Consider the following 24,526-nt stretch of genomic DNA (forward strand, 5'->3'; position numbering starts at 1 on the left):
GAAAATCTAAACTAAACAAACACCAAATATTTTAAATTTACGATGGGAGCTTGCCCCTCTACCATACGAGGGAAGTCGTAAAGCCTCGATTCGATCGTCCTCGGGGAGCACCGGTCTGACAGCTGTCCCTACCGAGAGCCTGTAAGCTTATCGGCAGAGCGCACTGGAGAGACATGCAAATTTGCACGCCCGACTGGGTCAAACATGCCGCGTTTTATCAGATTTTTCCCGATCGCTTCGCACGCAGCACCAAACCCCAGGCCCTTGCCCGCAGCCGGACGCTGGATTTCGAGCGCGCAAATTACGAGTCGTGGACGGCGGGTCCCACGCTGCAGGGTTACAAGGGTGGAAATCTCTGGGGCGTTCTGAACCAGCTCGACTACATTCAAGACTTGGGTTGCAATGCACTGTACTTAACGCCAATTTTTCAGTCAGCGAGCAACCACCGCTACCACACTCACGACTACTACCAAGTCGATCCGATCCTGGGCGGTAACGAGGCGCTCCTGGCGTTACTGGAAGCCGCACATCGGCGAAACATGCACGTGGTACTTGATGGCGTGTTCAATCATGCCAGTCGCGGCTTTTATTACTTCAACGACATTCTCGAAAACGGGCCGCACTCGCCGTGGGTCGAGTGGTTTCGTATCGAAGGCTGGCCGCTCTCGGCATACGACGGCAGCTTGCCTGCTAATTACGTCGGCTGGAACGACAATCGATCGCTGCCGGTCTTCAACCACGGCCATCCCGACGTTCGCGAGTACATCATGCGCGTGGGCGAATACTGGATCGAACAAGGCATCGATGGCTGGCGGTTGGACGTGGCCGGCGAAATCGAAGCGCCGGGATTCTGGCAGGAATTCCGCGATCGCGTCAAGGCGCTAAACTCCGAAGCATACATCGTCGGCGAGGTGTGGGAAGACTCGCGACAGTGGCTGGATGGAACGCAGTTCGATGCGGTCATGAATTATCTATTCTGCGCGTCGACGATTGCGTTTGTGGCGGGCGATCGCGTGCAAATGGACTTGGTGAAACTGCCACCGTATGAGCCATATCCGGCGCTGGATGCTGCGGGCTACGCGGCGAAGATCGAGGACTTGCTAGCACTGTATCCCTGGGAGATCCAGCTCGCGCAATTCAACCTACTGGACAGTCACGACACCGCACGGCTGCTGACCATTGCGGGCGGCGATCGCGCGAGTGTTTTGCTCGGGACGTTACTACTGATAACGTTCCCGGGTGCGCCGTGCATTTACTACGGCGATGAAGTTGCGCTGCCAGGAGCATTCGACCCAGATTCGCGACGCTGTTTCCCACCGGAGGCAGAGTGGGATCGAGACCTACTCGACGCTCACAAGCGCTTATTAACCTTACGTCGCGGGCATCCGGCGCTACAAACCGGCAATTACCGCGTGATATCGGCGCAAGGGATGTTGTATGTCTTCGCACGCTCGCTGGACGCTGAGGAATTGACAGTTGTCGTAAATGCCGGACTGGAGGAAGCTTCGGCAACCATCCAAGCAGGTGCGCTGCGATCGCAGCCGACCCGAGTGTTGTACGGTAGCGCGCGGCTCGCAGCAACCGATGGCAACCTCAGCATTCGCGTCCCGGCCCGCAGCGGCTGTATTTTGGGGTAGGACGCGCGAGCAAACCGCCACCGTCTCATATTGGGTGCCGGCATCCGTAGAATTGGCGTTGCCGTTCTCCCTCGTAGTTGCCCACCGGCAATCGCCATAGTTGAAGATTAGCCTGACGGCATGCCCACGGGGTTTAACCACCGCAACAACTCGCGTTTGAGGCGTTTGAGGTCGCGCGACAGTTCTTGTTTGACCCACTGCGCGATCGCGTCGACGGGCGTAAATGATACGCCTGCCTGCCAGTCGAAGTCCTGAGAACAAGGCGTATTGTGATTGCCGGGCAGGACGATAACGCTCGCGCGACCGGGTAAGCGCTCCTGTAAAACGGGGAGCAACTCGCTGCTTTGGTCGATATCGTCTTTTTGGAACCGCACGAGCAGCGTCCGAGGGATGTTGTAATCGCTGGCCGCGATCGCGAGCGTTGCTGCTGGTGAGGGCGAGAACTCGATCGTGCCAGGTGGTGTGAAATCGAGCTGTTCGAGCAATGGAATTGCCCGACGAGCTGGGTAATTGTTGTATGCCATGAGGATATTCCCGGCGCGATCGGCTCCGTACAAGCTGCCGATCAAAACCTGGATCTTGCAGCCCATGCTGTGCCCGAGTCCGTAGACAGGCAGGTACTGACCCGAGAGTGCGGGTGTTGATTGCAGTCGCTGCAAGGTAGTCTCGAAGCGGCTCAGGGCTTGACGGGCAATTTGCTTGTGCTCGAAGCCGTTCGCGAATGGCGTCGCTACGATCGCGTAACCGTCTTTGGCTAATTGCTCCAGCAGCCAGCGGTAGACAAGCTGCGGTGCGGAGCCGACAAACGCCCCGCCTAAGAAGTGGATAATGCCTGTGGGCTGACTCGGTACGAGCGTCCAACTACTTGCAACCTCTTGCCATTCCATCGACTCTTGCCGCTCCAGGACATCTGTACATTTGTCGGGTTTGATGCGCTCATTTCGGTAGCCCTACCGCTCTCCGTCATTGTATGTATGCGCAACCGTTCAGAACGAGCCGGCCGACAACGCCCTTGCAAAACGCGATCGCGTCTGCTTTAGTGTCTTAAGCTAATTGCAACTGCGATCCTCGCGAAAGAGAAGTTGCACGCGGTCGCGCGCGATAGGGGTATGGGCTTAGTCGGGGGCGATGCACTTTAAAATAAAGAACCGCTGCACTCCCAGACAGACGCCTTCTTCTCCCCGCGCCCACTTCAATAAATTATGTCCGCTCTTGCTGCCCGTCCCACCTTTCCTCTTACCGCGATTGTTGGTCAAGAAGCTATCAAGCTCGCACTGTTGTTAGCCGCTGTCGATCCGGGCCTGGGCGGTGTGGCTATTGCGGGCCGGCGCGGGACGGCGAAGTCGGTCATGGCCCGAGCCGTGCGATCGCTACTCCCGCCCATTGAGGTCGTTGCCGGGTCCCTTGCCAACTGCGATCCGAAGTCACCCGATACCTGGGATGACGATACTGGCTCGCGCTGGGGCGATCGCCCCAGCGCGGACGTGCCAACAGCTGTCATTCCAGCTCCTTTCATACAAGTACCTCTCGGTGTCACCGAGGATCGCTTGCTCGGGTCGGTGGACGTGGAGCAGTCGATGCGGCGCGGCGAGCCCGTGTTCCAGCCCGGACTGCTGGCACAAGCCCATCGTGGTGTCCTGTACGTCGATGACATCAACCTGCTCGACGACCAAATCGCCAACCAATTGCTTGCCGTCCTCAGCGATGGTGTCAATCGCATCGAGCGCGAGGGCATCAGTATCGCTCACGCTTGCAGACCGCTGCTCGTAGCCACCTTCAATCCCGACGAAAAGGATCTGCGCGAGCACTTGCGCGATCGCATTGCTATCACCCTCTCGGCCGACGGCGTCCTCGACCTCGATGCCCGCGTTCAAGCTAGCGATCGCGCCCTGAATTTTGCTACTTCTCCAGATGCTTTCCTCGCCCAGTACGACCGCGATCTCGATGCCCTGCGGACCGATATCGTCCTCGCCCGCGAGTGGCTGACCGGTGTCGCGATCGCTCCCGAGCAAATCCGCTACCTCGTCACCGAAGCCCTGAACGGCGCTGTTCGGGGCCATCGTGCCGAACTCTTTGCCTTGCGCATCGCGAAGGCAGCTGCTGCCCTCGACGGTCGCGATCGCGTCTCTGCCGACGACTTACGTCGCGCGGTGGAGTTGGCGATCGTGCCGCGCGCCACCATCATTCCCACCCCGCCGGAAGACCAGCCACCACCACCGCCGCCGCCACCCCAGGATCGCCAAGACGAAGACGATTCCGAACCCGAACCGCCCGAAAACGATACCGACGATGACGCCCAAGACGAGCCCGAGAGCGAACCGCCCGGTATTCCCGATGAGTTTGTTTTCGATGCCGAGGGCGTGACGATCGACCCGAACGTGCTCTACTTCGCTCAGCTCGCCCGCAGCCAAGCCGGTGCGGGCAGTCGCGGTATCGTGTTCTCCAACGAACGCGGTCGTTATGTCAAACCAATGTTGCCGCGCGGTCCCGTCCGCCGCATTGCCGTCGATGCCACCCTCCGCGCTGCTGCTCCTTATCAAGCGGCCCGCCGCCGTCGCTACCCCGATCGTCGGGTCGTTGTCGAGCAAAGCGACCTACGTGCCAAGCGCCTCGCTCGAAAAGCCGGTGCCTTGGTTATTTTTGTGGTTGATGCGTCGGGGTCGATGGCACTCAATCGCATGCAGTCCGCCAAAGGTGCCGTGTTGCGTTTGCTGGCTGCGGCTTATGAAAACCGCGATCGGATTGCCTTGATCCCCTTTCGGGGCGAGCGTGCCGAAGTGCTGTTACCGCCTACGCGCTCGCTATCGCTCGCGCGTCGCCGTCTCGAGAAACTGCCCTGCGGCGGCGGCTCTCCCCTCGCTCACGGTCTGGTACAAGCCGCGCGCCTGAGCGTCAATGCCCTGCGTGCGGGCGATGTCGGACAAACCATCATCGTGGCGATCACCGACGGCCGCGGTAACGTCCCCCTAGCGCGATCGCTGGGCGAGCCATTCCCCGAAGGTGAAAAGCCCGATATCAAGAGCGAACTGCTTGATATAGCAGCGCGTTTGCCCGCAGCGGGGATAGAGCTACTCGTTATCGACACAGAAAATAAGTTTGTTTCCACCGGCTTTGCCAAAGCCCTCGCCGAACGCGCTGGCGGCAATTATTATCACTTGCCGAAAGCGGGCGATCGCGCGATCGCTGCAGCTGCCCAACAAGCCATGGCACAACTGCGCTGACAACAGGCACCTGAGCTGACAACACGAACGGTTTGTGGGGATAGCGGCTAGGCACCGCTGTTTCACGATGGGGTAGTCCTGAAGTGCGATCTCGTGCTGGGTTAGAAGCATGGCTGTGAGGGTTCTGCACCTGCGCCACCTTCTCCTTGCAAGGCTACCAACTGCAGAATCCTTCCAAAAAAGAGTGTTGCCCCATATAATTTCGATAAAAAATAAAAAGAGCCTCCGACTGGAGGCTCTCGCTCGATATACCCTCGAGGTGGCTTCGGGATGGTGCGTGCTAGCGGAGCTGGAGCGTCTTCTGTTCTTCGAACAGGTGAATCGTGTCTACGAAGCGTGCGGTCTTCGACTGGTTGGAGATAACCAGACTTTGCGTACGTGCGCCGCCATGGAAGAAGCGAACGCCTTCCATCAGCGTGCCAGGGGTGATGCCGCAGGCAGCAAACAGCACCGTCTCGCCGCTAGCAAGCTCCTCTGCGTCGTAGACCCGATCGGGATCGTCGATGCCCATGGACTTCAGGCGCTCGATGTTGCTTTCTTTGCTCTCGCCAATAAGTCCGGTCTTGACAATCGAAGGATCGTAGATGAGCTGACCCTGGAAGTGACCGCCGAGCGCGCGCATGGCAGCAGCGGAAATCACGCCTTCGGGAGCAGCACCAATACCCATGAGTGCGTGAACGTTCGTGCCGGAAAACGCACAGGACAGTGCTGCCGATACATCCCCGTCGCTGATCAAACGGACGCGCGCGCCAGAATCGCGAACTTCTTGAATCAGGCGTTCGTGGCGGGAGCGATCCATAATCACCACCACCAATTCCTCGACTTTGCGATCTAGGCACTCGGCGATGATCTTGAGGTTTTCGGTAGGGGTTTTACGGATATCGACTTTACCGCGGGCGGCGGGAGGGGCAGCCAGCTTGCGCATGTAGAAGTCCGGAGCGGCGAACAATCCGCCTTTTTGGGAAATTGCCAACACTGCCATCGAACCATCCTGACCGTGGGCAACTAAGTTCGTGCCTTCACAAGGATCGACGGCAATGTCGATTTCGATAAGCTCTTCAGGGTTACAGAAGGTCTTGGCGTCCGGGCGGGTGCAGATACCGACTTCTTCTCCGATGTAAAGCATGGGCGCTTCGTCGCGTTCCCCTTCACCGATAACGATGCGACCGCGCATGTAAATTTCGTTCATGCGTTGGCGCATGGCTTCTACCGCCACTTCATCGGCAGTGTTTTTCTCGCCCTTGCCCATCCAGCGAGCCGAAGCGATCGCGGCTTTTTCGACGACTTCGATGATCTCAAGTCCTAGCGTATTCTCCACGGAACGAGCTCCTCCCGACTGCCTTTAGATTTTGTTCGGATTTCCGGTTCAAGACAGAGTCTACCAGACGCTGGGGGCGCAATCGCTGGAAGGGGATCGCGGTCTGCAGTCAAGTATCAACCCGAATTAACGGCGATCTCGCATAATTTGGAAGTAGAAACTCGGCCGGTGCTTCAAGCTTGCAACCGGTTTTAACGGATGACTTGCTGGATGTACGACTATGCTGGATTTTTTTAATCAACTTTTCAAGCGCCATCCGGAACGCATGCGGGCTGATGTGGAGATTTACACCTGGCAAACATGCCCGTTTTGCATTCGCGCCAAATTACTGCTGTGGTGGAAGGGTGTCAACTATAAGGAGTACAAGATCGACGGCGATGGCGGCGCGCGCGCGCGCATGGCGCAGCGAGCTAACGGCAAACGGACGGTGCCGCAGATTTTTGTCAACGACCAGCACGTGGGCGGTTGCACCGAGCTCTACCAACTCGATGGGGCCGGGCAACTCGACCCGTTGTTAGAGCAGGCTGCTGGTGGGTCGTAGGTCGGGACGCGATCGCAACAATATTGACATCGATCCGGTTTTGGCAGGGTTGGACGCGACGGCATTCGAGCAACATTGCCGTTGGATGCAGCGGGCGATCGCGCTGGCCGCACGGGCGGGCGACGCCGGAGAAGTGCCGGTGGGTGCCACGGTCGCGGACGGCGAGGGCAATTGGATGGCGGATGGCGAGAACCGCAAGGAACGCGATCGCGATCCGACTGCTCACGCAGAAGTGGTGGCAATTCGCGCAGCGGCGCGATCGCGCGGGGATTGGCGATTGAGCGACTGTACGCTATACGTAACGCTCGAACCCTGTCCGATGTGTGCAGGAGCGATCGTGCACTCGCGGTTGGGGTTGCTAGTGTACGGTGCAGACGATCCGAAAACGGGCGCGATTCGCACGGTGGAGAACCTACCCGATAGTGCGGCGTCCAACCATCGCCTATCGGTCCTCGGCGGCATCCTGGAAGCCGAGTGTCGGGAACAGTTACAAGCTTGGTTTGGTAGCAAGCGCGGTTGAAGCGATCGCTGGCTCACGCCCAAGCAAATACGCCTATAGGCTGACTGTTTGAGTGGGGAAGTATCCATACGAGCATCAGAAATAACTCTGCAAACTGCAATCGTTGGACCTGCGAAAACGTTTTGCCACAAGAACTCATAACTCAGTTCGAGATTCAACCGCCGGAGGGCGTCGGTCCCCTGAGACTAGGTATGATGCACCCACAAGTTAAGGATGCGCTCTCAACTTTTTCCAAACTATGGGTTGAATCAGACGTCTAAAACGACTCTCGTTTACGCGTACGGCAATAGCCTCCATATTGAATACGGTGGTGACGGCCGGGCCCTGTTCATCGGCGTTAGTTCCTACAAGGAAAGTGGATGCGACTAACGTTTCAAGGCCTAGGGCAAACGCATACAGATTTCTGTGCTACGACCGAATAAGGGTTTCAGCGACCTGGAGTGCTTGAACTTAGGTCCCTGTTCTCAACAAGACCAGTTAAGCCTCGCTGATTGCGAAAATCGAGCTGAGATTTCGAGTATGCGTTTGCCTGCGTACTTGGGAGGCACGAGGCGTACGGCGATCGCCCAACGGCTTAGAGCAACTCGGGGCAATTGCTAAGCAGCTGGGCTATTCCAAGCGCTCGCGGCGCTGTAAACCTCTTACAATAGCTCGGACGTGTTGAGGGCGGAACTCGTGAACATTTTGGTTGTGGGTGGTGGCGGTCGCGAACACGCGATCGCTTGGGCGCTGCTGCGATCGCCACAGGTCGAGCGCGTCTTTTGTACCCCCGGTAACGGCGGCACGGCCACCCTAACCGGTTGTGAGAACGTCGCGATCGCGTCAGACGACTTCAACGCGATCGCGCATTTCGCCCGCGATCGCGATATTGCTTTCGTTGCAGTGGGACCAGAAGCACCGCTGGCCGACGGTATCGCCGATGCTCTAGCCGCTGCTGACATCCCTGTTTTCGGTCCGAGGCGTGCTGCCGCCCAGCTTGAGGCCAGCAAATCCTGGGCCAAAGAGCTGATGCTGGCTGCCGGCGTGCCGACGCCCCCCGCCCGCACCTTCACGGATCCCGATGCCGCCCACGCTTACTTGGACGATTGCGGCGCGCCAATCGTCGTCAAAGCTGATGGCTTGGCTGCTGGAAAGGGCGTTACGGTGGCGATGACACTCGAACGCGCCCATGAGGCGATTGACGATCTTTATCACGACGGAGCGAGCGACCTCCGCAAGGTCGTGATCGAAGACTATTTGCACGGGCAAGAAGCCTCCGTCTTAGCACTGACCGATGGACTTTCCGTGCGCACGTTGCTCCCCGCCCAAGACCACAAGCGCATTGGCGAAAGGGACACCGGACCGAACACCGGCGGGATGGGGGCTTATGCACCTGCCCCGCTGATTTCCCCCGAGCTATTGCAGCGCATTGAAACCGAGGTTTTGCAGCCAGTTGTTGCGACCCTCCACGATCGTGGCATCGATTACTGTGGCGTCCTCTATGCCGGGTTGACGATCGCTCCCGATGGAACCTTTAAGGTGTTGGAGTTCAACTGTCGGTTCGGCGATCCGGAAACTCAAGCTATCCTGCCGTTGCTGGTCACGCCCCTGGACGCACTGATGCTGGCCTGCATCGAACGCCGGCTCGGCGACATGCCACCGCTACAGTGGCGGGTGGGCAGCGCGCTCTGCGTCGTTGCAGCATCGCGCGGCTATCCCGGAACTTACAATACCGAACATCCGATTGCCGGATTGCCTGCGGCACCAGCAAGTACTACCGGCAACGAGATTGTCTTCCATGCAGGGACCAAACTCGTAGGCGATCGCGTTTTGACCGCAGGCGGGCGGGTGCTCGGCGTCACGGGGCTCGGTGCCGATCTCGAGCAAGCGGCGGCGGCAGCCTATGGAGCGATCGACGCGATCGACTTTGAGGGGATTTACTACCGCCGCGACATCGGTCACCATACTTTGGCAACACCGGATGCAGGGGAGGGAAAGGGTAATGCGCTAGACTCGCAATAATATGTCGGAATCAGGCATATTGCCTAGTACAAACCCTTCACACTGCATGCCCTGTTTATATCAAGCATGCTCGGCAACCTTCCATAACGCAGCTCTTGCTGTCGTCCTCGCCAAGTTAGCCCCTTGATTGCTCTACTAACAGCCCTGCGCGCCCTGCTCGCACGGTGGTGGTCGGACTTTACCTTGCAAACGCGACTCATGGCAGTTGCGACGCTTGTCGTATCGCTCGTCATGAGCGGGTTGACGTTCTGGGCAGTCAATACCGTACAGCAGGACGCTCGCGTCAACGACACGCGCTTCGGTCGCGACCTGGGGCTATTGCTGTCGGCGAACGTCTCGCCGCTAATTGCCGAAGATAACCTGACGGAAGTTGCGCTTTTTACTGGGCGTTTTTTTAGCAGTACATCTAGCGTGCGCTATATCCTTTATGCGGATCGCGACGGCAAGATATTTTTCGGCATTCCTTTTTCTGAAGCCGAACGCCAAAACGACCTGACGATCCAGCGCCGCATCCAGCTTCCTGAAAGCTACGCTAGCGACACCAAGATCCCGCTGGTGCGTCAGCATTTGACGCCAAACGGCGAGGTTACCGACGTATTTGTGCCGCTGCGCCACGAGGGTATGTATCTTGGGGTTATGGCTGTCGGGATCAACCCCAACCCCACCGTTGTAGCTTCCTCGCATCTAACGCGGGACGTGACGATCGCGGTGTTTATCTCGATCTGGGCAATGGTTATCCTCGGTGCGGTTTTTAACGCCTTGGCGATTACGCGCCCGATTAAAGAGTTGCTCGTTGGCGTCAAGAACATCGCGGCGGGTAATTTCCAACAACGCATCGAGCTACCGTTCGGCGGCGAACTTGGCGAGCTGATCTGTAGTTTTAATGACATGGCCGAGCGCCTTGCCCGCTACGAGGAACAGAATATCGAGGAGATGACCGCCGAGAAGGCCAAACTCGAGACCTTGGTATCGACGATCGCCGACGGTGCGGTGCTGCTCGATACGCAGCTGCAAGTCCTGCTCGTCAACCCGACGGCTCGGCGCATCTTTGGTTGGGAAGGACGCCTGCTCGATGGGAAAAATGTCATCGACCACCTCCCGGCAGCGGTTGCGATCGAGATCGCCAAGCCCCTCGCCCAAATCGCAGCTGGTGAAGAACTCGAGCCCCCACCGCCCGACCGCCACCACCACGGTCACAGCGGTGAATTCCGCATTGCCTTGAGCGAACCGAGCGATCGGACTGTGCGCATTTTGCTCACCAGTGTGTTCGATCAATACCGCGAAAGTGTCAAAGGCATTGCCATTACCGTGCAGGACATCACTCGCGAAGTGGAATTGAACAAGGCTAAAAGTCAGTTCATCAGTAACGTTTCCCACGAATTGCGGACGCCGCTATTTAATATCAAGTCTTTCATCGAAACCCTGTACGAATACGGCGAAGAACTGTCCGAACAAGAGCGGCGCGAGTTCTTACAAACCACCAACAGCGAAACCGATCGCCTAACGCGTTTGGTCAACGACGTGTTAGACCTATCGCGGCTGGAATCTTCGAAAGTGTATTCGATGAGCGCAGTGGACCTCGCCCAACCAGTCGAGCAGACCTTGCGCACCTACCACCTCAACGCGCGCGACAAGGGCATCGAATTGTCCCATGACATCTACCCCCACCTCCCGACTGTGTTGGGCAACTACGACCTATTGCTGCAAGTGTTTGCCAACCTCCTGGGCAACTCACTAAAGTTCACCCAGGCAGGGGGGCGAGTTATCATCCGGGCGTACCCCCTCGACCCAGACTCCGGCTTGTGCAACGAGCGATCGTGCGTTCGCGTGGAAATCTCCGACACCGGTATCGGTATCGCACCAGAGGATCAAGAGGCTATCTTCGATCGCTTTTTCCGCGTGGAAAACCAAGTGCACACTCTCGAAGGCACGGGCTTAGGTTTGTCGATCGTGCGCAACATCATCGAGAAGCATCACAGCCAGGTACACCTGGCAAGCGAGGTTGGGGTTGGCACCACGTTTTGGTTCGACCTCGTAACGTACCGAGCGGCTGCATCGTCGGGGGCTGCGCCCGAGTCTGCAGCCCAACCAGTGCCAGTAACTTCGCCTGCATCGCCCTCCCTACAATCACCCACAACTGCCGAACACGTGCTTTTACAGTAAGTTGCCATCGAGAAGGCCCGCTCTCTGGAATCGAGTGCTATCGCTGCATGGCTTCAGTAATCGCCGCGGCTGCCTAGCCTGTATTATTCATGAAATCTTATGCAGAGACCCTAAACCTTTTGCCGTGCAAGGATTGCAGACTTTTTCGCTCAATATCAGTACGTTTCTATACACGTAGATTGGAGTCTAGTCAGAGCAATGGTTTGAGGCTTCGGCAAAATCTTCGTGAATAATCCAGGCTAGACCAACTCGGGACTGTCTGGCCAAGATTTTTATAGCGGGACGGATCGCTGCTCGGCGTCGAGCCAGTTCAGATAGCCGATGCTGCTATATACGCATTCAGTATCTTGCGGCGATCGACATTGAACAAAAAGCGATCTCAAAACGACGAATCGATGCCCATCCAAATACCAAATTCGGAAAAATCCGATACGAATAGTAAGTGTCGGGTTCGCGAGATTAGTCCTCATGCCGGTAAAGCTCCACATCGATGTCGCCGAGTCCTCTGAAGAACCGCGCTCCCCCCCTCCTCTCCCCCCTCCAATGCCCGAGTGAAGGAAAAGCTACAGGCTCTCTACTGGCTCAAGTCCGGGTATGCTTCCCAAGCAACCCAGGTTGCCAGCCTCCTCGGACGTACCCGTGTCGCCGTCTCGTGCTGGCTTCAGGGACTACCCCGGCGGCGGCTTGAGTGCCCTCACCTTGCCCAAGCCGCGCTCCGGCGGGGGACCTTTAAAAATTGCGCGGGACAGTTCCGGCACCGGCAAGATGGCTGGCAGTGCAGAACGCCTACCCGATGCGGGGGACGTGTTCGATCTGGGCGTAACCGCTGAACACGAGGAACCGGCCCTGCGTTTCCAGGCGGTTGATCCGCATGGTGACACCGTCGAGATTGAAGCGATCGAGGTCGACCATATTGTTGAGAATATCGCCCATTACACCCGTCAGCTTGCCAGACAGGTCGCGCCGATCCTCGGGGATAGCTTCGTCGCGAAACTGTAGGCTGTTGAAGCGGATGCGACGGCGACGCTCGACGCCGAGCGTGCAACTCAGCGCCAGGGGAACTGCACGCTCGCTCCATCGCGCAGCAGCTTGTAAATTCACGCCGTTGTTGGGGAGCAGCTCCATCTTCACGTTACCGAACGAAACAGGCGCGCCGTCCGAGAGCGATAGGAGCTGCGGATCGGTCAGGTTCTCCAGGCGCTGGCGAATTAGGGGTGCCTCAAAGGCAGTATTGATATCCGGTTCAGCCAGCTTGACTTGCGCGATCGCCTGCGTCGGTTGTTTGAGGGCGATACCCCCCTTGAGCACGGAGCCGAAGTCAAGCACGACGGCATCGGTTTCGAAGTTCAGTTCCTCTGCCCGAAATGCCTTGCGGATCACTAACCCGCGCCCGCTCATCTTGAAGCTGTCAATGCTGCCTTGCAACAGTTTGCCGGGCGGAGAGCAGCGAACCTCAACATCAACTAGATCGCTGTGGGTAAACAAGTGACGAATCGTCTTACTGGCAACCGAGTTGAGGAGATTCTCGCCCCAATCCTTGCCTTGGCTGTCTTGAAAACCCGTGAAACCACCGAGCATGAAGTTATTGCCCAAAGAGGGTACTCAGCTCCTTTGTAACAAAATCTTAAGCCCCCGACAATCGCACGCTGCCTGGGGGATTGATAGGAACGCTCATCGCAACGCTTGGAGCATCTGCCACTAGAGGGGAGCCCGCACGCCGGCAGCGGTCGCGCTAGTCGAGCGATCGGGGTACTGAAGTTAACTTCCGAGTTGACACTCGCGCTCGCCGCATTAGGTCGCACGCAAGTACGCTTCGATAAAGGCATCGAGGTTGCCGTCAACTACGTCGCCGACTGCACTGGTTTCCACATTCGTCCGCAGATCTTTGACCATCTGGTAAGGATGGAAAACGTAGTTGCGAATTTGGTTTCCCCAGGCAGCTTCCACGACATCCCCGCGAATTTCAGCGATCTGCTGTGCGGCTTGTTCTTGGGCAATGACCAGCAACTTAGCCTTCAGCAAGGCGATCGCCTTCTCGCGGTTTTGCAGTTGCGATCGCTCTTGGGTACAGCGAACGGCTATACCGGTGGGCAGGTGCACGACTCGCACCGCAGTCTCAACTTTATTGACGTTCTGTCCGCCTTTGCCTCCGGAGCGCGAGGTTGTTATTTCGAGGTCTTTTTCGGGAATCTCAACGTCGCTTACCGATGCTTCATCGAGGGCGGGCATCACTTCAATACCCGCGAAGCTAGTTTGGCGTTTGCCATTGGCGTTGAACGGCGAGATCCGGACTAAGCGGTGGGTGCCCTTTTCACCGCGTAAGTAGCCGTAGGCAAAGCGTCCGTCGACTTCCAACGTTGCCGACTTGATGCCGGCTTCGTCGCCTTCAGAGAGTTCGGCCAGATGAATGCGGTAGCCTTGTCGCTCGGCCCAGCGCGTATACATCCGCAGCAACATCTCGGCCCAATCCTGGGCGTCCGTGCCGCCGGCCCCCGCATTAATCGTCAGCACGGCACCGCGCTCGTCGTAGGGGCCGGAAAGCATTTGTTCTACATCCCAGCGATCGAGCTCGCGATTGAGCCGCGTCAGGGTCTCAGTCGCTTCGGCTAAAAGCAGGTCGTCGCTATCCTGGTCGAGTAGCTCGACGATCGCCTCGGAGTCTTCCAAACCCGCTCGCCACTGTCGGTAAACTTCAAGACTGGCTTTGCGGCCGTCGAGGCGCTGGATCAACCGCTGAGCTGCGTCCGGTTCGTCCCAAAACTCCGGCTGGGCAGCAGTTTGCTCTAGGTCATGAATCTCTGCATTTAGGGCAGCCGGGTCAAAGATAGTCCTGGACTTTGTCCAGGCGCTCGGCTAATGCTCGGACTTCACGCTTGAGTTCTGTGGTTTCCATTCGCAATCTGCAGGATCGGCCGGCTTGAGATTCTAGGCTAGCTTATCCCAACTCGCCCTCCCTGCGCGGTCAAACCACGGCGCGATTCGAGGGCTGCAATTATTGTTAATCGGTCTTGTCCGCACCGAGATCGTTACCGCTCTCTACCCGCTCATTACAACTGGCAGGAACGGGATCGTACCCGCCAGGGTGGAACGGATGGCAGCGGAGCAAGCGCTGGATTGCAAGACAACTGCCCGTCCAAGGACCGAATCGTTCGATCGCTTCGAGCGCGTACTGCGAGCAGGTGGGCTGAAAGCGACAGGTGGGCGGAAACAGCGGCGAGATGAAGGTACGATAGCCGCGGATAAATGCCAGCAAAACAAATTTCACGGTTCGCGTGCCCCCTAAGATGGTGGTATCCCGGCGACGCACATCGCCATCGGGTCCGGATCGATTTCGAGCGTGCTGTTTCAGTTGTATCTGTTCTCTCAATCGCCGTTTGCCTTTGCCGAGTCCGCCCTGCACCCGACGATCTTGATTGCGGTCGTGGCATTCTTGGCGGCAACGATTGTTTTGGCGGAAACCCTTAGCCGCCTAATGCCGAGCGATCCCGAGCTGACGCGCAAGATCGTGCACGTCGGCTCGGGTAATGTCATTTTGCTGGCATGGTGGTTTGGGATCCCAGCTTGGATCGGGATCGCGGCATCGGCGATCGCTGGGGCGATGGCGTTGCTATCTTACGTGGTGCCGCTGTTGCCGAGCATCAACAGCGTCGGGCGCAAAAGTTTCGGAACGTTTTTCTACGCTCTGAGCATGGGCGTCCTGGTGGCGTGGTTCTGGCCGCTCGATCGCCCGCAGTTTGCCGCAATCGGAATTTTGGTCATGGCTTGGGGCGATGGTATGGCAGCGATCGTCGGCTCGCGTTTCGGGCAACATCAGTACCGCGTCCTCGGCTCGACGAAAAGTTGGGAGGGATCGCTGGCGATGGCGACTGCAAGTTTTATCGCAACCAGCCTGGTGTTGCTGAGCGTACAAGGCACGCTGTGGCAAACGTGGGCGATCGCGCTCGCCGTGGCGGCTCTGGCAACCGTGTTGGAGGCGGTTTCGCAGTTGGGTATCGACAACCTGACTGTCCCGCTGGGCAGCGCGGCATTCAGTTTTTGCTTATCCCAGTGGTGGCTGTCGTAGCCACTAGAACCCGCGTTCGCTCTGCTTGCTCGTATCGGTTGCAGCGCTCGCTGTCCGGAAAACCGTTGCCAAGCCACCCCCTCGCGCGACCTGCCGGAACCTTTGGGACCGCACCAACGGTCTGGGTCACCGATGTGAGGTCGAGCTGAGGCAACCCAGATGAATTGTCTATGGCTGGGAGTGATAGCGCTATTGGGTGGGCTGTGGGGAGCAGTTCCAGTGCAGGCGGGCGTTCTCGATCGCGTTGCCGCAACCGGCACACTCGTGGTGGGGGCGCGCCAAGACTCGGTTCCATTTGGTTACATTGACGCCGACGGCCAGTGGGTAGGCTTCTCCCTGGAGATCTTGGAACTCGTGCGCCTACAAACAGAGCGCGAACTCGGCCGGCCGGTGCAGCTGGAATTGGTTGTCGTCACCCCACAAGATCGGTTTGACAAGATCGAGAACGGCTCGATCGCGATCGAATGCGGCTCGACAACGATTACCTGGGACCGCGATCGCCGCGTTGATTTTTCGCTGAGCTATTTCATCAGCGGGACGCAACTGCTCGCCCCAGTAGGTAATGCCTTAGAAACCATTTCAGACCTGGCAGGCAAGCGCATTGGCGTCGTTCCCGAAACCTCCAATGCGGCTAATGTGAGGACGCTGCAACCAGCCGCAGAATTGGTACCGGTAGGCGATCGCGCAACGGGTTTGTCAAAACTGGAAGCTGGGGAAATCGATGCATTTGCCAGTGATGGCATCATGCTAGCCGGCTTGCGTGCCGCGGCTGCACAACCTCTGGCCTGGGAAGTCGTGCCCGATCGTCCGCTGCAAGAAGAAAGCTATGCCTGTAGCTTGCCTGAAGACGATTCGCGCTGGCGGGATTTGGTCAACTTCGCGATCGCCCGGTACCTGCAGGGCGTCATCAGCGATCGCCTAGAGATGGTCGACATTTACGAGCAATGGTTTGGCGAGAGCGGCGTTCTGCCCTATCCGCGCGAAGCGATCGACGCTTACTACAGTGCCATTCTCTACAGCGTCGAGTGGATTCCGTTCGGATCGGAACTTTACTAGTAGATTCCAGTTTTCTCAACTGCTCGCGCACGACTCGCGGCGATCGCGTCGCCGAAGAAACTCCAATTAATTCAATGTATCGAGGTCGATCGCGCGCATCCCGAACCAGATACAACGCGGACGGATTCAACGAGCTTGCCCGAGCGCGATGATTTCAGCGACCCGAACGCGGTGGGAGTTTATTTGCCGAGTAAGCTTTTATTGACACCCTACAGAAGATAAATCCGAGAGGCGTCGAGAACGTGAGTGGAATCATGCGCGGAATCACGCGCGGAGTCTCACGCGGACTCCGCAGACTCAATCGGCTTAGGAGCTGGATATTGCTGGCGGCGGCTGCCGCGGTCGTCGTATTGGCACCGCAGGCGATCGCGCAGGATCGCCTTCCAACCGAACGCTTTGTCGGTTCGCTGGAGCTGGTTTACCGCTTCGAGCGCAACATGCCGACGGGGGTCGCGGTCTCCCAAGGTAGGCGAGTATTCGTGAATTTCCCGCGCTGGGGCGATATCGTACCCTACACGGTTGCGGAAATCCGCGGCGACGACCTGGTACCGTTTCCCAATGCCGCGCTCAACGAACCCGCACCCGAAGCGCCGGAGCGAACGCTGCTGTCGGTGCAAAGCGTTGTCGTCGATCCGCTCGATCGCCTGTGGCTGCTGGATACGGGCAGCATCGAGTTTCAACCCACCAGTCCGGGGGGTCCAAAACTCATCTGCGTCGATCTGACAACGAACGAAATTCTCCAGACTATTGTGTTTCCGCCCGAGGTGGCATTGCCGACAACGTACCTGAACGACGTACGCTTCGACCTGCGGCGCGGTAGGGCCGGTCTGGCATTTGTCACCGATTCGTCGCTCAGCGGTCCCAATGCCATCATCGTGGTGGATCTGGCAACGGGACGCAGTTGGCGGCGACTGAACGACCATCCCTCAACCAAAGCCATTCCAGATTTCCTGGCTTTCGTGGAAGCGCAGCCCTTCCAGAATCGATCGCCTGAAGGCGAGACGAGTTCCGTCTCGATCGGTGCCGATGGCATTGCGATTTCGGCCGATGGCGAGCGTCTGTTTTACTCTCCGCTTTCGAGCCGCAGGCTTTACGGCGTCAGCATCGATGCCCTTGCCGACGAAAGCCTGAGCGCAGATGACGTTGCTGCCACCGTCGAAGACCTGGGACCAAAAGGGGTTGCAGACGGACTGGAGTCGGATACTCAGAACCGCATCTACATCACTGACTTGGAGCATAACGCCATCCGACGGCGATCGCCCGACGGCACCTTTGAGACCCTGGTTCACGACCCGCGTGTGCTCTGGCCGGATACACTCGAGCTGGCGACTGATGGCTACCTATATTTCACGGTCAACCAACTCCACCGCCAAGCCGGATTTAACGGCGGCGCGGACTTGCGAGAGTTTCCGTTCAGTTTGCTGCGCCTGCGCGTAGACGCGGAACCGGTATTGCTGCGACCGGAAGCCGCGCCCGACAGTCCTGCACACGAGGCACCTGCACCCCGCGCACCGACCGGCAACGGATCGGAGATCGACGATGCGGCTGAAGAACCGCCGACAACATCGGAGGGGTTTCCATCGGATGTCATCGTACCCATTATCGATACGACGGATAGAGACTAACCAAACTCTCTGGCTGCGAAAGGTTGTGCGTCACGCTGCCGAAAGAAGCATTTGCTGCTCGATCTCCTACGAAAGATAGTTGCTCGCGGGTTGCGTCGACATTCTGGCGCTCTCGATCGCCCCCTCCAAGCAATTGCCGCTCAAGCCACCAAGCGTGCAAATCTTTTCTTGCCAACCTGAAGTGTTTTGCCGCTCAAGTCTGCTGCCGCCGCGAACGTCCGATCGACATCGGTCACCTTATCGCCATCGAGGCGCACGGCTCCTCCCTGGATTTGCCGACGTCCCTCACCGCTGCTTTTGCACAAACCACTCGCACTGAGGATATAAAACAGCTTGGCGGGGAACTCGATATCGGCTAGCGAGAACTCCGGGACGGCCTCGGCACTTTGCGCGCTGCCTTGCACGAGTTCGATCGCGGCACTTTGGGCTTGTCGAGCCGCATCGCGCCCGCGGTACTGAGCGACAATTTCAAGGGCGAGGAGCTTTTGGCGATCGCGCGGATTCTCAGGCAGTTCATGCCGCGGTAGCGCCGTTAACAACTCAAAATAGCTGTCGATCTGGCTGTCGGGCGTTTTTTCTAGTTTCGAGTACATGGACAGCGCATCCTCGCGCAAACCGACGTAATTGCCGAGGGATTTCGACATTTTCTGAACGCCATCCGTGCCGACCAAAATCGGCGTCAGCAATCCGAATTGCAGGCGCTTGCCATAGAAGCGCTGCAAGTCGCGCCCGACGGCAATGTTGAACTTCTGGTCCGTGCCGCCCAGCTCGACGTCCGCATCGACTGCCACCGAATCGTAGCCCTGCATCAGCGGGTATAAAAACTCGTGTAAAAAGATGGGCATCTCACGTGCGTAGCGTTCGGCAAAACCTTCCTTTGCCAACATCTGCCCGACCGTCATCTGCGCCAGCAACTCCAGGATCGCGGATAGATCTAGCTTTTGCAGCCACTCGGAGTTGTAGCGCACTTCCAAGCGCTCCGGCGAAAAGTCCAGCACCGGGCGCAACTGCTCTAGATATGTTTCGGCGTTAGCTGCCACCTGCTGCGAAGTCAGCTGCTTGCGCACGTCCGACTTACCCGTTGGATCTCCAATCCGCGCCGTGAAGTCGCCGACGATCAGGACCGCTATGTGGCCGGCATCCTGAAACGCTCGAAGCTTGCGCGCCGGAATGCTGTGTCCGAGGTGAATGTCCGTACCCGTCGGGTCGATGCCGAGTTTGATGCGGAGCGGGCGATCGCTGTCGAGTATTCGCCGTTCGAGATTGACATCCGGATCGTCGGAGTCGGGTTGGTTCGGGAAGATCTCGCTCGTTCCGCGATGGAGCCAAGACAAGGTGGAAGACGCGATCGCTGCAGACATGAGTAATTAACTAGGCGACTCGGATGCAGTAGTGGAATCTGGTGGTGCCAGCAGGAAACCTTTCCTAATCTAGCTGCTGACTTCTCCCCCGCTCAAGCGCCATCGCAGTGCTCGTCAGGGCAAACGGATACAAATTTCTGTGCCAAGACCGAATTAGGGGTTCAGCGATGCCGCACCCGCCCAGACAATTGCCGGCTTGGAGATTACCAAATTTGGAGAGATGTGAAGCAACGCGATCGCGATATCGATTGGTTGCAAATGCACATCCCCTAGGGGGGGATGCGCTAATCTAGTGGGCGATTGAGACGTATTGAGGGGTCCCGAACCCGCCATAATGCGGCTGCCAGTTCAACTTGCCGCAATCTCGCGCCAACTTCATCGAAACACCTGCACTGAATTCGGAGGCAACGCTGCCGTGGTTCTGACGCCAGAGCAAGCCCAAACAACTGCCCGTGCCGCAGCAAGCCCGGCCGGCACCGATCGCGTCGCCGTTTTGCTGATGGGCTACGGCGAAGTCGAAAGCTACGAGGATTTCGCGAACTACAACGAGCAAGCCTTGAATCTGCTCACGGCAAAATTCGCGCCCGTGCCCACCTGGATTTATCCGCCACTGGCACGACTGTTGGCGATGTTCGATCTGCACGAGTGGAGTCACCAGCACGGCAACTTCATTTCGCCGCACAACCACATTTTCGAGCACCAACGCGCCGGCATCGAGCGCGAGCTCCAAAAAACCTGGGGCGATCGCGTCTCGGTGTTCAAGGCGTTCAACTTCTGCGCGCCGCACCTGCCCGAACAGGTACTCGCTCAGATCCAGGAACAGGGTTTCGACAAGCTGCTGATTTATCCGCTGCTCGTGGTCGATTCGATTTTTACCAGTGGTATTGCCGTCGAGCAGGTGAACGAGGCGCTCGTCAACCTCGCCGACGGTGAGGAGCACTGGCTGAAGAGCACGCGCTACATCCCGTCGTTCTACGATCGCGCAGACTACATTAACCTGATGGCGCAAATGGTCGAGGAGCGCGTGGCAAGCGACTTGGCAGATGCGTACCTGCCGTCGCAAATCGGCATCGTGCTGATGAACCACGGCTGCCCGCACCAAGCCAAGGGCTTCACCTCCGGCATCCGCGAGAGCGAGATGCTCTACGAAAGCGTGCGCGAGCGCTTGATCGAGAAGTTCCCGCTGATTTCCGTAGGCTGGCTAAACCACGATACGCCGCTGATCGAGTGGACGCAGCCGAACGCCGAGCTCGCAGTTAAAAACCTGCTCGAGCTGGGCGCGCGGGCGATCGTGATGATGCCGATCGGGTTTGCGACCGAGAACCACGAGACGCTGCTCGACGTGGAACACATCATCGCAAGCGTTAAGCGCCGCAAACCGGCAGTGACCTTCGTGCAAATGCCCTGCGTCAACGATCGCCCGGAGTTCCTGAAGATGGCGGCAGATTGGGCAAATCCGCCGATCGAGTCATTATTGTCGGAGGCGAGCGGGGCAGTGAACCCGCAGCTTGCCAGTCAAAAGGCAGCTCAGTTCAATGGGCACAGTCATAACCACGGCCACAGTCATAGCCACGACCGCGGTCACCATCACCACTAAGTTGCTATAGAGCAAGTCGCAGCGTTCCCGAGTGATGCTAGTACTCGGGAACGTTTGTCTATGGTTTTTTGGAAGAGCGATCGCCAATGTACTTATGCAGCTTTAAGCGCGTCGATCGGCCTGTCAAGCCGCAATTGCCGGAAGTCTGCAGTCCGGTAAGATAGCCTGTAGCCCGCACACCTGCGGTTATTGGACGCGCGCGATCGTCACCTGTCCCGTTCAAATACGCTCTATGCCCAAACTATTTATTCACATCGGCACGCACAAAACAGGCACCACTGCCATCCAGCGCAGCCTAGAAGCTGCACGCAATCGCCTCGAGCAAGAGCAGATCGTTTACCTGAAGCGCTTTCACGGCTCCGTCGAAATGCAATATTTAGATGCTCCGGACGCGCAGATCGTAGCGACCGCCCGCGCTTCCTTACTTGCCGAGATCGAGCGGTATTCGCCGGAGCACGTGTTTATCTTGAGTTCCGAAACGTATTCCGGCAACGCTTACAAAGGCTATCGCAATGCAGCAGTGACTGCACAGATGTTGCAGGAGATTACCAGTGAGGTTTTCGATGCACGGATTGTTGTTTACTTGCGACGCCAGGATTCTTTTCTCGAAGCGCTTTATACACAACGCGTGCGCGCAATCGACTCATTTTCGTTTGAAGAGTTTCTCCGCTCCGATGCTGTAACTCCACCACTGAGCTTCGACTGGTGGGCGTTGCTTGCGGAGTTTGCCAATCGCTTTGGCAAGGACAACACGATCGTGAGGCGTTACGAGAAAGGTCGCTTTCCAGAGAAGAACGGGCTGATCGGCAACTTTGCCGCGATCGTCGGATCGCAGGTGCTGCCCGAAGTCGCGTTAGAGCGAGAAGAAAATACTGGCTACAGTCGCGATGTGCTGGAGATCGCACGTTTGTGCAATTCGTATTTAGATGTGGCGGGACGAAAGCAATTGCGCGCGCTTTTGCAAGCAGCAAGCGTAAAGCGAGCACTTGAAGATTATGCTTACTTCCCTCTGGAGGAACGGCACGCACTTTTGGAGCGCTATGCCGAGTCGAACGCGCGTGTCGCCCGCGAGTATTTTGGCGAGCCATCGGGATGTTTGTTTGTCGAACCGCAGACTTCGGAAACAGTCGAGTACGAAGGCTTGACACCCGAGCGCGTAGCACGCGTATTGGCGATGGCGCTGGCGTCAGAGTCGCAGGCTCGGCAAGAGCAAATGAACCTAACATCGCTGCGCGTACTGTACAAAATCGAGCAGTTTTTTAAGCAGCGCTCCGTTTTCGATCGCCCGCTCCGTTGGCTGTTACGTCGCCTGAAGCTGTCGTGAAGGAACGCGCGCGTTGCGAACGAGATAATTGCAATCGGAACTTTCGCTTGCGGGCACGCACAGTCTGGCGATCGCGTCGGGATGAGCTATGCTTCAGCTAGCGAATAGTGACGTAAAGCCCATCGGTACGGGGAAATCATAACTCGTGAGCGATCGCCCCACTCGACTCATAGTAATTGATGCCGATCCGGTGTTTCAGCTCGGGTTACAAGCAGCGCTGGCATCATTTTCTGACCTGCAGATCGTCGATCGCGTGTCGACAGCAACAGTGGTGCTCGCGCGGCTGTCCGCAGCCCGCGAGCGCGATGATGCCCCTGATGTCGTGATACTAGATCCGGCAATCGCCGCGTCGAATGGCGGTACGGTTGACGGCACCAATGACGATTTTACGGCGAGCGTGCGGCTGTGTTGCGACATTGCGTCAGCGTTCCCCGCTCTGTCAGTTTTCCTCCTGAGTGCGATCGCCTCTCCGGAGGTCTTGGCTGCAGCTCGGGCAGCCGGTGCGCGTGGCTATCGTGCCAAAGGTACCCCACCCGACGAACTCGCGCAGGCAATCCGCCGCGTGGCGGCGGGAGAATCAGACTGGCCGGTAGTCACACCAGCGGCGATCGCGCGGTCCCTACCACCAACACGATCGCGGAACTGGCTGGCACGGCAGCGGCAGCTCGGGCTGCAAGTGATGGCTGAAAATCTGTCACGCATAGAGGCAGAATTGCAACGCTCTTCCGCCACGAGGTGGGATCGGATGTTTTTGCGCGGACAGCGGCGCGAACTGAGTGCCGCGAGGTGGTTGGTCGATCGGCTTTTACCCGTCGAGGCGATCGTGGTGAGTGGAGATGCACCGAGGTTGCCTGCAGGCACTAGCGTCGCCACTCAAGCGAATGTTGCCGATGAAATCTCATCGGACCGGATGCAAACAGCTTCGGTTTCCACCGCAGCAAACTCGCCCACAGCCGATGTACTCAACCGCGTCCTAGCCGCAATGCAATCTGCGTTAGACAACAGCACGCGGGTTTCATTGGAAATTGACATCCTGCAACCGGAAAAACGACGCGAATTGCTCTACCTCGTGTGGAAAGAGGTGGGAGATGCGGTTGCAGAGTTGCAGTTTCAGCAACTTGCTGCCGAGGACATTCGCGAGCGGCACGCGACGATCGCGCGCGCGATTTGGCGGAGCGCGATCGTGGAGTTCTTTAGTCGGCATTACGCGCCGATTCTGGATGCGAGCGACGTTCGGGCGATTGACTTTGCAACTGTCGACGCACCGCGGGTTAGGGCCGAAAAGCTCGCTCGCATTCCGTTTGCTGGGGAGCTATGGGTGTATCTTGCACGTACCGAACCGTTCCTTATCGACAACGTTTCCTATCGTCCGGAGTCGCCGGAAGCTCGCGATCGGGCGGTGTTGCTATTGTCAAATGCGCTCGTGCAGATCGCGAACGGTGTCATGCAATTACTGCTGGATCGCTTTGCCGACAACGAGGACTTAAAAACCACCCTATACGAACTACGCTACCGTTCTACGCGCGAGATCGCTCGCTTTCGTAACGAGCTGTCATGGCGATCGCGTCAAGAACGCTTGTTTGCCGAACCAATGGATATTTTTGAAAGTCAATATCGCCTGTTTGCGTTTGCCGACGGCAGTATCGTCCGACACGTCATTTACGCACCGCGTCAGGATGAGTTGGAGAAACTTGAAGGTATTCGTTGGGCAACGACAATTGTCGTAGAATTGCGCGATGCGATATCGCCGCGGTTGCGCGCAATCGTCAGTTTTATTGGCAGCGGCGCTGTTTACGTGCTGCGCGAAGTCCTCGGTAGAGGGATCGGTTTGATCGGGCGCGGCATCATCAGCGGCATCGGGAGCGCGCTCCAGGATGTGCGTCCGAGCCGGAATACCAAACCGGGCGATTACGGGAACGACTAGCACACTTTTAGCTTTAGAGGTGTTTAAAAGGGTCCGATCTGGAACCGGAGTACCCAGAGCAATCCCTAGAAAAGACCCAAAAATCCTATTCCCTCGCGCGAGGCATGTGCCCGATTAAGCGCAACCCGACTTTGCAAACAACCTCAAATAGTGACATCCTCCCGACGCTGATGCT

18 protein-coding genes are annotated in these 24,526 nt (G+C 57.8%); 12 read left to right on the top strand and 6 right to left on the bottom strand.

The genetic code is table 11. The annotated features are described in order from the left end of the window. Positions 1–173 precede the first annotated feature (173 nt). Complete coding sequence (locus tag KR51_RS16955; RefSeq protein WP_022609396.1) at positions 174–1,637, top strand: glycoside hydrolase family 13 protein; 1,464 nt, start codon at positions 174–176, stop codon at positions 1,635–1,637. Between the two features lie 107 nt (positions 1,638–1,744). On the opposite strand, the gene KR51_RS16960 is transcribed toward KR51_RS16955, so the two are convergent. Further along, entirely contained in the window at positions 1,745–2,524 is a 780-nt protein-coding gene (locus KR51_RS16960) for a DUF1350 family protein (protein WP_022609397.1), read from the bottom strand. A gap of 315 nt (positions 2,525–2,839) precedes the next feature. Between KR51_RS16960 and bchD the strand changes: the two genes are divergently transcribed. Further along, positions 2,840–4,858 carry a magnesium chelatase ATPase subunit D gene (gene bchD, locus KR51_RS16965; RefSeq protein WP_022609398.1) on the top strand — a complete coding sequence of 673 codons (2,019 nt, stop codon included), beginning with the start codon at positions 2,840–2,842 and terminating at the stop codon, positions 4,856–4,858. A 280-nt stretch (positions 4,859–5,138) separates the two neighbouring features. Here bchD and glpX read toward each other — a convergent pair whose 3' ends face one another. Next, positions 5,139–6,176, bottom strand: coding sequence for a class II fructose-bisphosphatase (glpX, locus tag KR51_RS16970; RefSeq protein WP_022609399.1), 1,038 nt, complete (start codon positions 6,174–6,176; stop codon positions 5,139–5,141). A gap of 220 nt (positions 6,177–6,396) precedes the next feature. Here glpX and grxC point away from each other — a divergent pair, with 220 nt between their 5' ends. The 4 genes from grxC to nblS all read left to right on the top strand — a co-directional run bounded on the left by grxC (position 6,397) and on the right by nblS (position 11,401). After that, complete coding sequence (gene grxC / locus KR51_RS16975) at positions 6,397–6,717, top strand: glutaredoxin 3 (RefSeq protein ID WP_022609400.1); 321 nt, start codon at positions 6,397–6,399, stop codon at positions 6,715–6,717. Positions 6,718–6,745: 28 nt separating this feature from the next. Next, the gene (tadA, locus tag KR51_RS16980; RefSeq protein ID WP_269634925.1) at positions 6,746–7,237 is read left to right on the top strand and encodes a tRNA adenosine(34) deaminase TadA; all 492 of its coding nucleotides are present in this window, start codon (positions 6,746–6,748) and stop codon (positions 7,235–7,237) included. A gap of 675 nt (positions 7,238–7,912) precedes the next feature. Next, complete coding sequence (purD, locus tag KR51_RS16985; protein ID WP_022609402.1) at positions 7,913–9,238, top strand: phosphoribosylamine--glycine ligase; 1,326 nt, start codon at positions 7,913–7,915, stop codon at positions 9,236–9,238. A gap of 123 nt (positions 9,239–9,361) precedes the next feature. Next, on the top strand, positions 9,362–11,401 hold the full coding sequence (gene nblS / locus KR51_RS16990; protein ID WP_022609403.1) for a two-component system sensor histidine kinase NblS: 2,040 nt from the start codon (positions 9,362–9,364) through the stop codon (positions 11,399–11,401). Positions 11,402–12,187: 786 nt separating this feature from the next. On the opposite strand, the gene KR51_RS16995 is transcribed toward nblS, so the two are convergent. The 3 genes from KR51_RS16995 to yidD form a co-directional block, all read right to left on the bottom strand. Then, positions 12,188–12,979, bottom strand: a complete 792-nt coding sequence (locus KR51_RS16995) for an LmeA family phospholipid-binding protein (protein WP_022609405.1) — start codon at positions 12,977–12,979, stop codon at positions 12,188–12,190. Positions 12,980–13,192: 213 nt separating this feature from the next. Then, positions 13,193–14,294, bottom strand: a protein-coding gene (gene prfB / locus KR51_RS17000) for a peptide chain release factor 2 (protein ID WP_156915181.1) whose coding sequence is annotated in 2 segments (ribosomal slippage) — positions 13,193–14,221 and positions 14,223–14,294 — 1,101 coding nt in all. Because the reading frame shifts where the segments join, the coding sequence is not laid out codon by codon here. Between the two features lie 105 nt (positions 14,295–14,399). Next, on the bottom strand, positions 14,400–14,666 hold the full coding sequence (gene yidD, locus KR51_RS17005) for a membrane protein insertion efficiency factor YidD (protein ID WP_022609406.1): 267 nt from the start codon (positions 14,664–14,666) through the stop codon (positions 14,400–14,402). Positions 14,667–14,795: 129 nt separating this feature from the next. On the opposite strand from yidD, the gene KR51_RS17010 reads away from it, so the two are divergent. From KR51_RS17010 to KR51_RS17020, 3 genes are all read left to right on the top strand, one after another. Further along, positions 14,796–15,464: a diacylglycerol/polyprenol kinase family protein gene (locus tag KR51_RS17010; protein ID WP_040656672.1), complete on the top strand. Its 669-nt coding sequence runs from the start codon at positions 14,796–14,798 to the stop codon at positions 15,462–15,464. 159 nt (positions 15,465–15,623) lie between these two features. Next, complete coding sequence (locus KR51_RS17015) at positions 15,624–16,520, top strand: amino acid ABC transporter substrate-binding protein (protein WP_022609408.1); 897 nt, start codon at positions 15,624–15,626, stop codon at positions 16,518–16,520. Between the two features lie 242 nt (positions 16,521–16,762). Continuing rightward, complete coding sequence (locus KR51_RS17020) at positions 16,763–18,145, top strand: L-dopachrome tautomerase-related protein (protein ID WP_198016845.1); 1,383 nt, start codon at positions 16,763–16,765, stop codon at positions 18,143–18,145. 140 nt (positions 18,146–18,285) lie between these two features. On the opposite strand, the gene tyrS is transcribed toward KR51_RS17020, so the two are convergent. Next, positions 18,286–19,506, bottom strand: a complete 1,221-nt coding sequence (gene tyrS, locus KR51_RS17025; RefSeq protein WP_022609410.1) for a tyrosine--tRNA ligase — start codon at positions 19,504–19,506, stop codon at positions 18,286–18,288. Positions 19,507–19,921: 415 nt separating this feature from the next. Here tyrS and KR51_RS17030 point away from each other — a divergent pair, with 415 nt between their 5' ends. The 3 genes from KR51_RS17030 to KR51_RS17040 all read left to right on the top strand — a co-directional run bounded on the left by KR51_RS17030 (position 19,922) and on the right by KR51_RS17040 (position 24,351). After that, positions 19,922–21,103, top strand: coding sequence for a ferrochelatase (locus tag KR51_RS17030; protein ID WP_022609411.1), 1,182 nt, complete (start codon positions 19,922–19,924; stop codon positions 21,101–21,103). A gap of 232 nt (positions 21,104–21,335) precedes the next feature. Further along, entirely contained in the window at positions 21,336–22,427 is a 1,092-nt protein-coding gene (locus KR51_RS17035) for a hypothetical protein (RefSeq protein WP_022609412.1), read from the top strand. Positions 22,428–22,572: 145 nt separating this feature from the next. After that, on the top strand, positions 22,573–24,351 hold the full coding sequence (locus KR51_RS17040; protein ID WP_022609413.1) for a DUF3685 domain-containing protein: 1,779 nt from the start codon (positions 22,573–22,575) through the stop codon (positions 24,349–24,351). Positions 24,352–24,526 lie beyond the last annotated feature (175 nt).

It is taken from the genome of Rubidibacter lacunae KORDI 51-2 (genome assembly GCF_000473895.1).
Taxonomy (GTDB): Bacteria; Cyanobacteriota; Cyanobacteriia; order Cyanobacteriales; family Rubidibacteraceae; genus Rubidibacter; species Rubidibacter lacunae.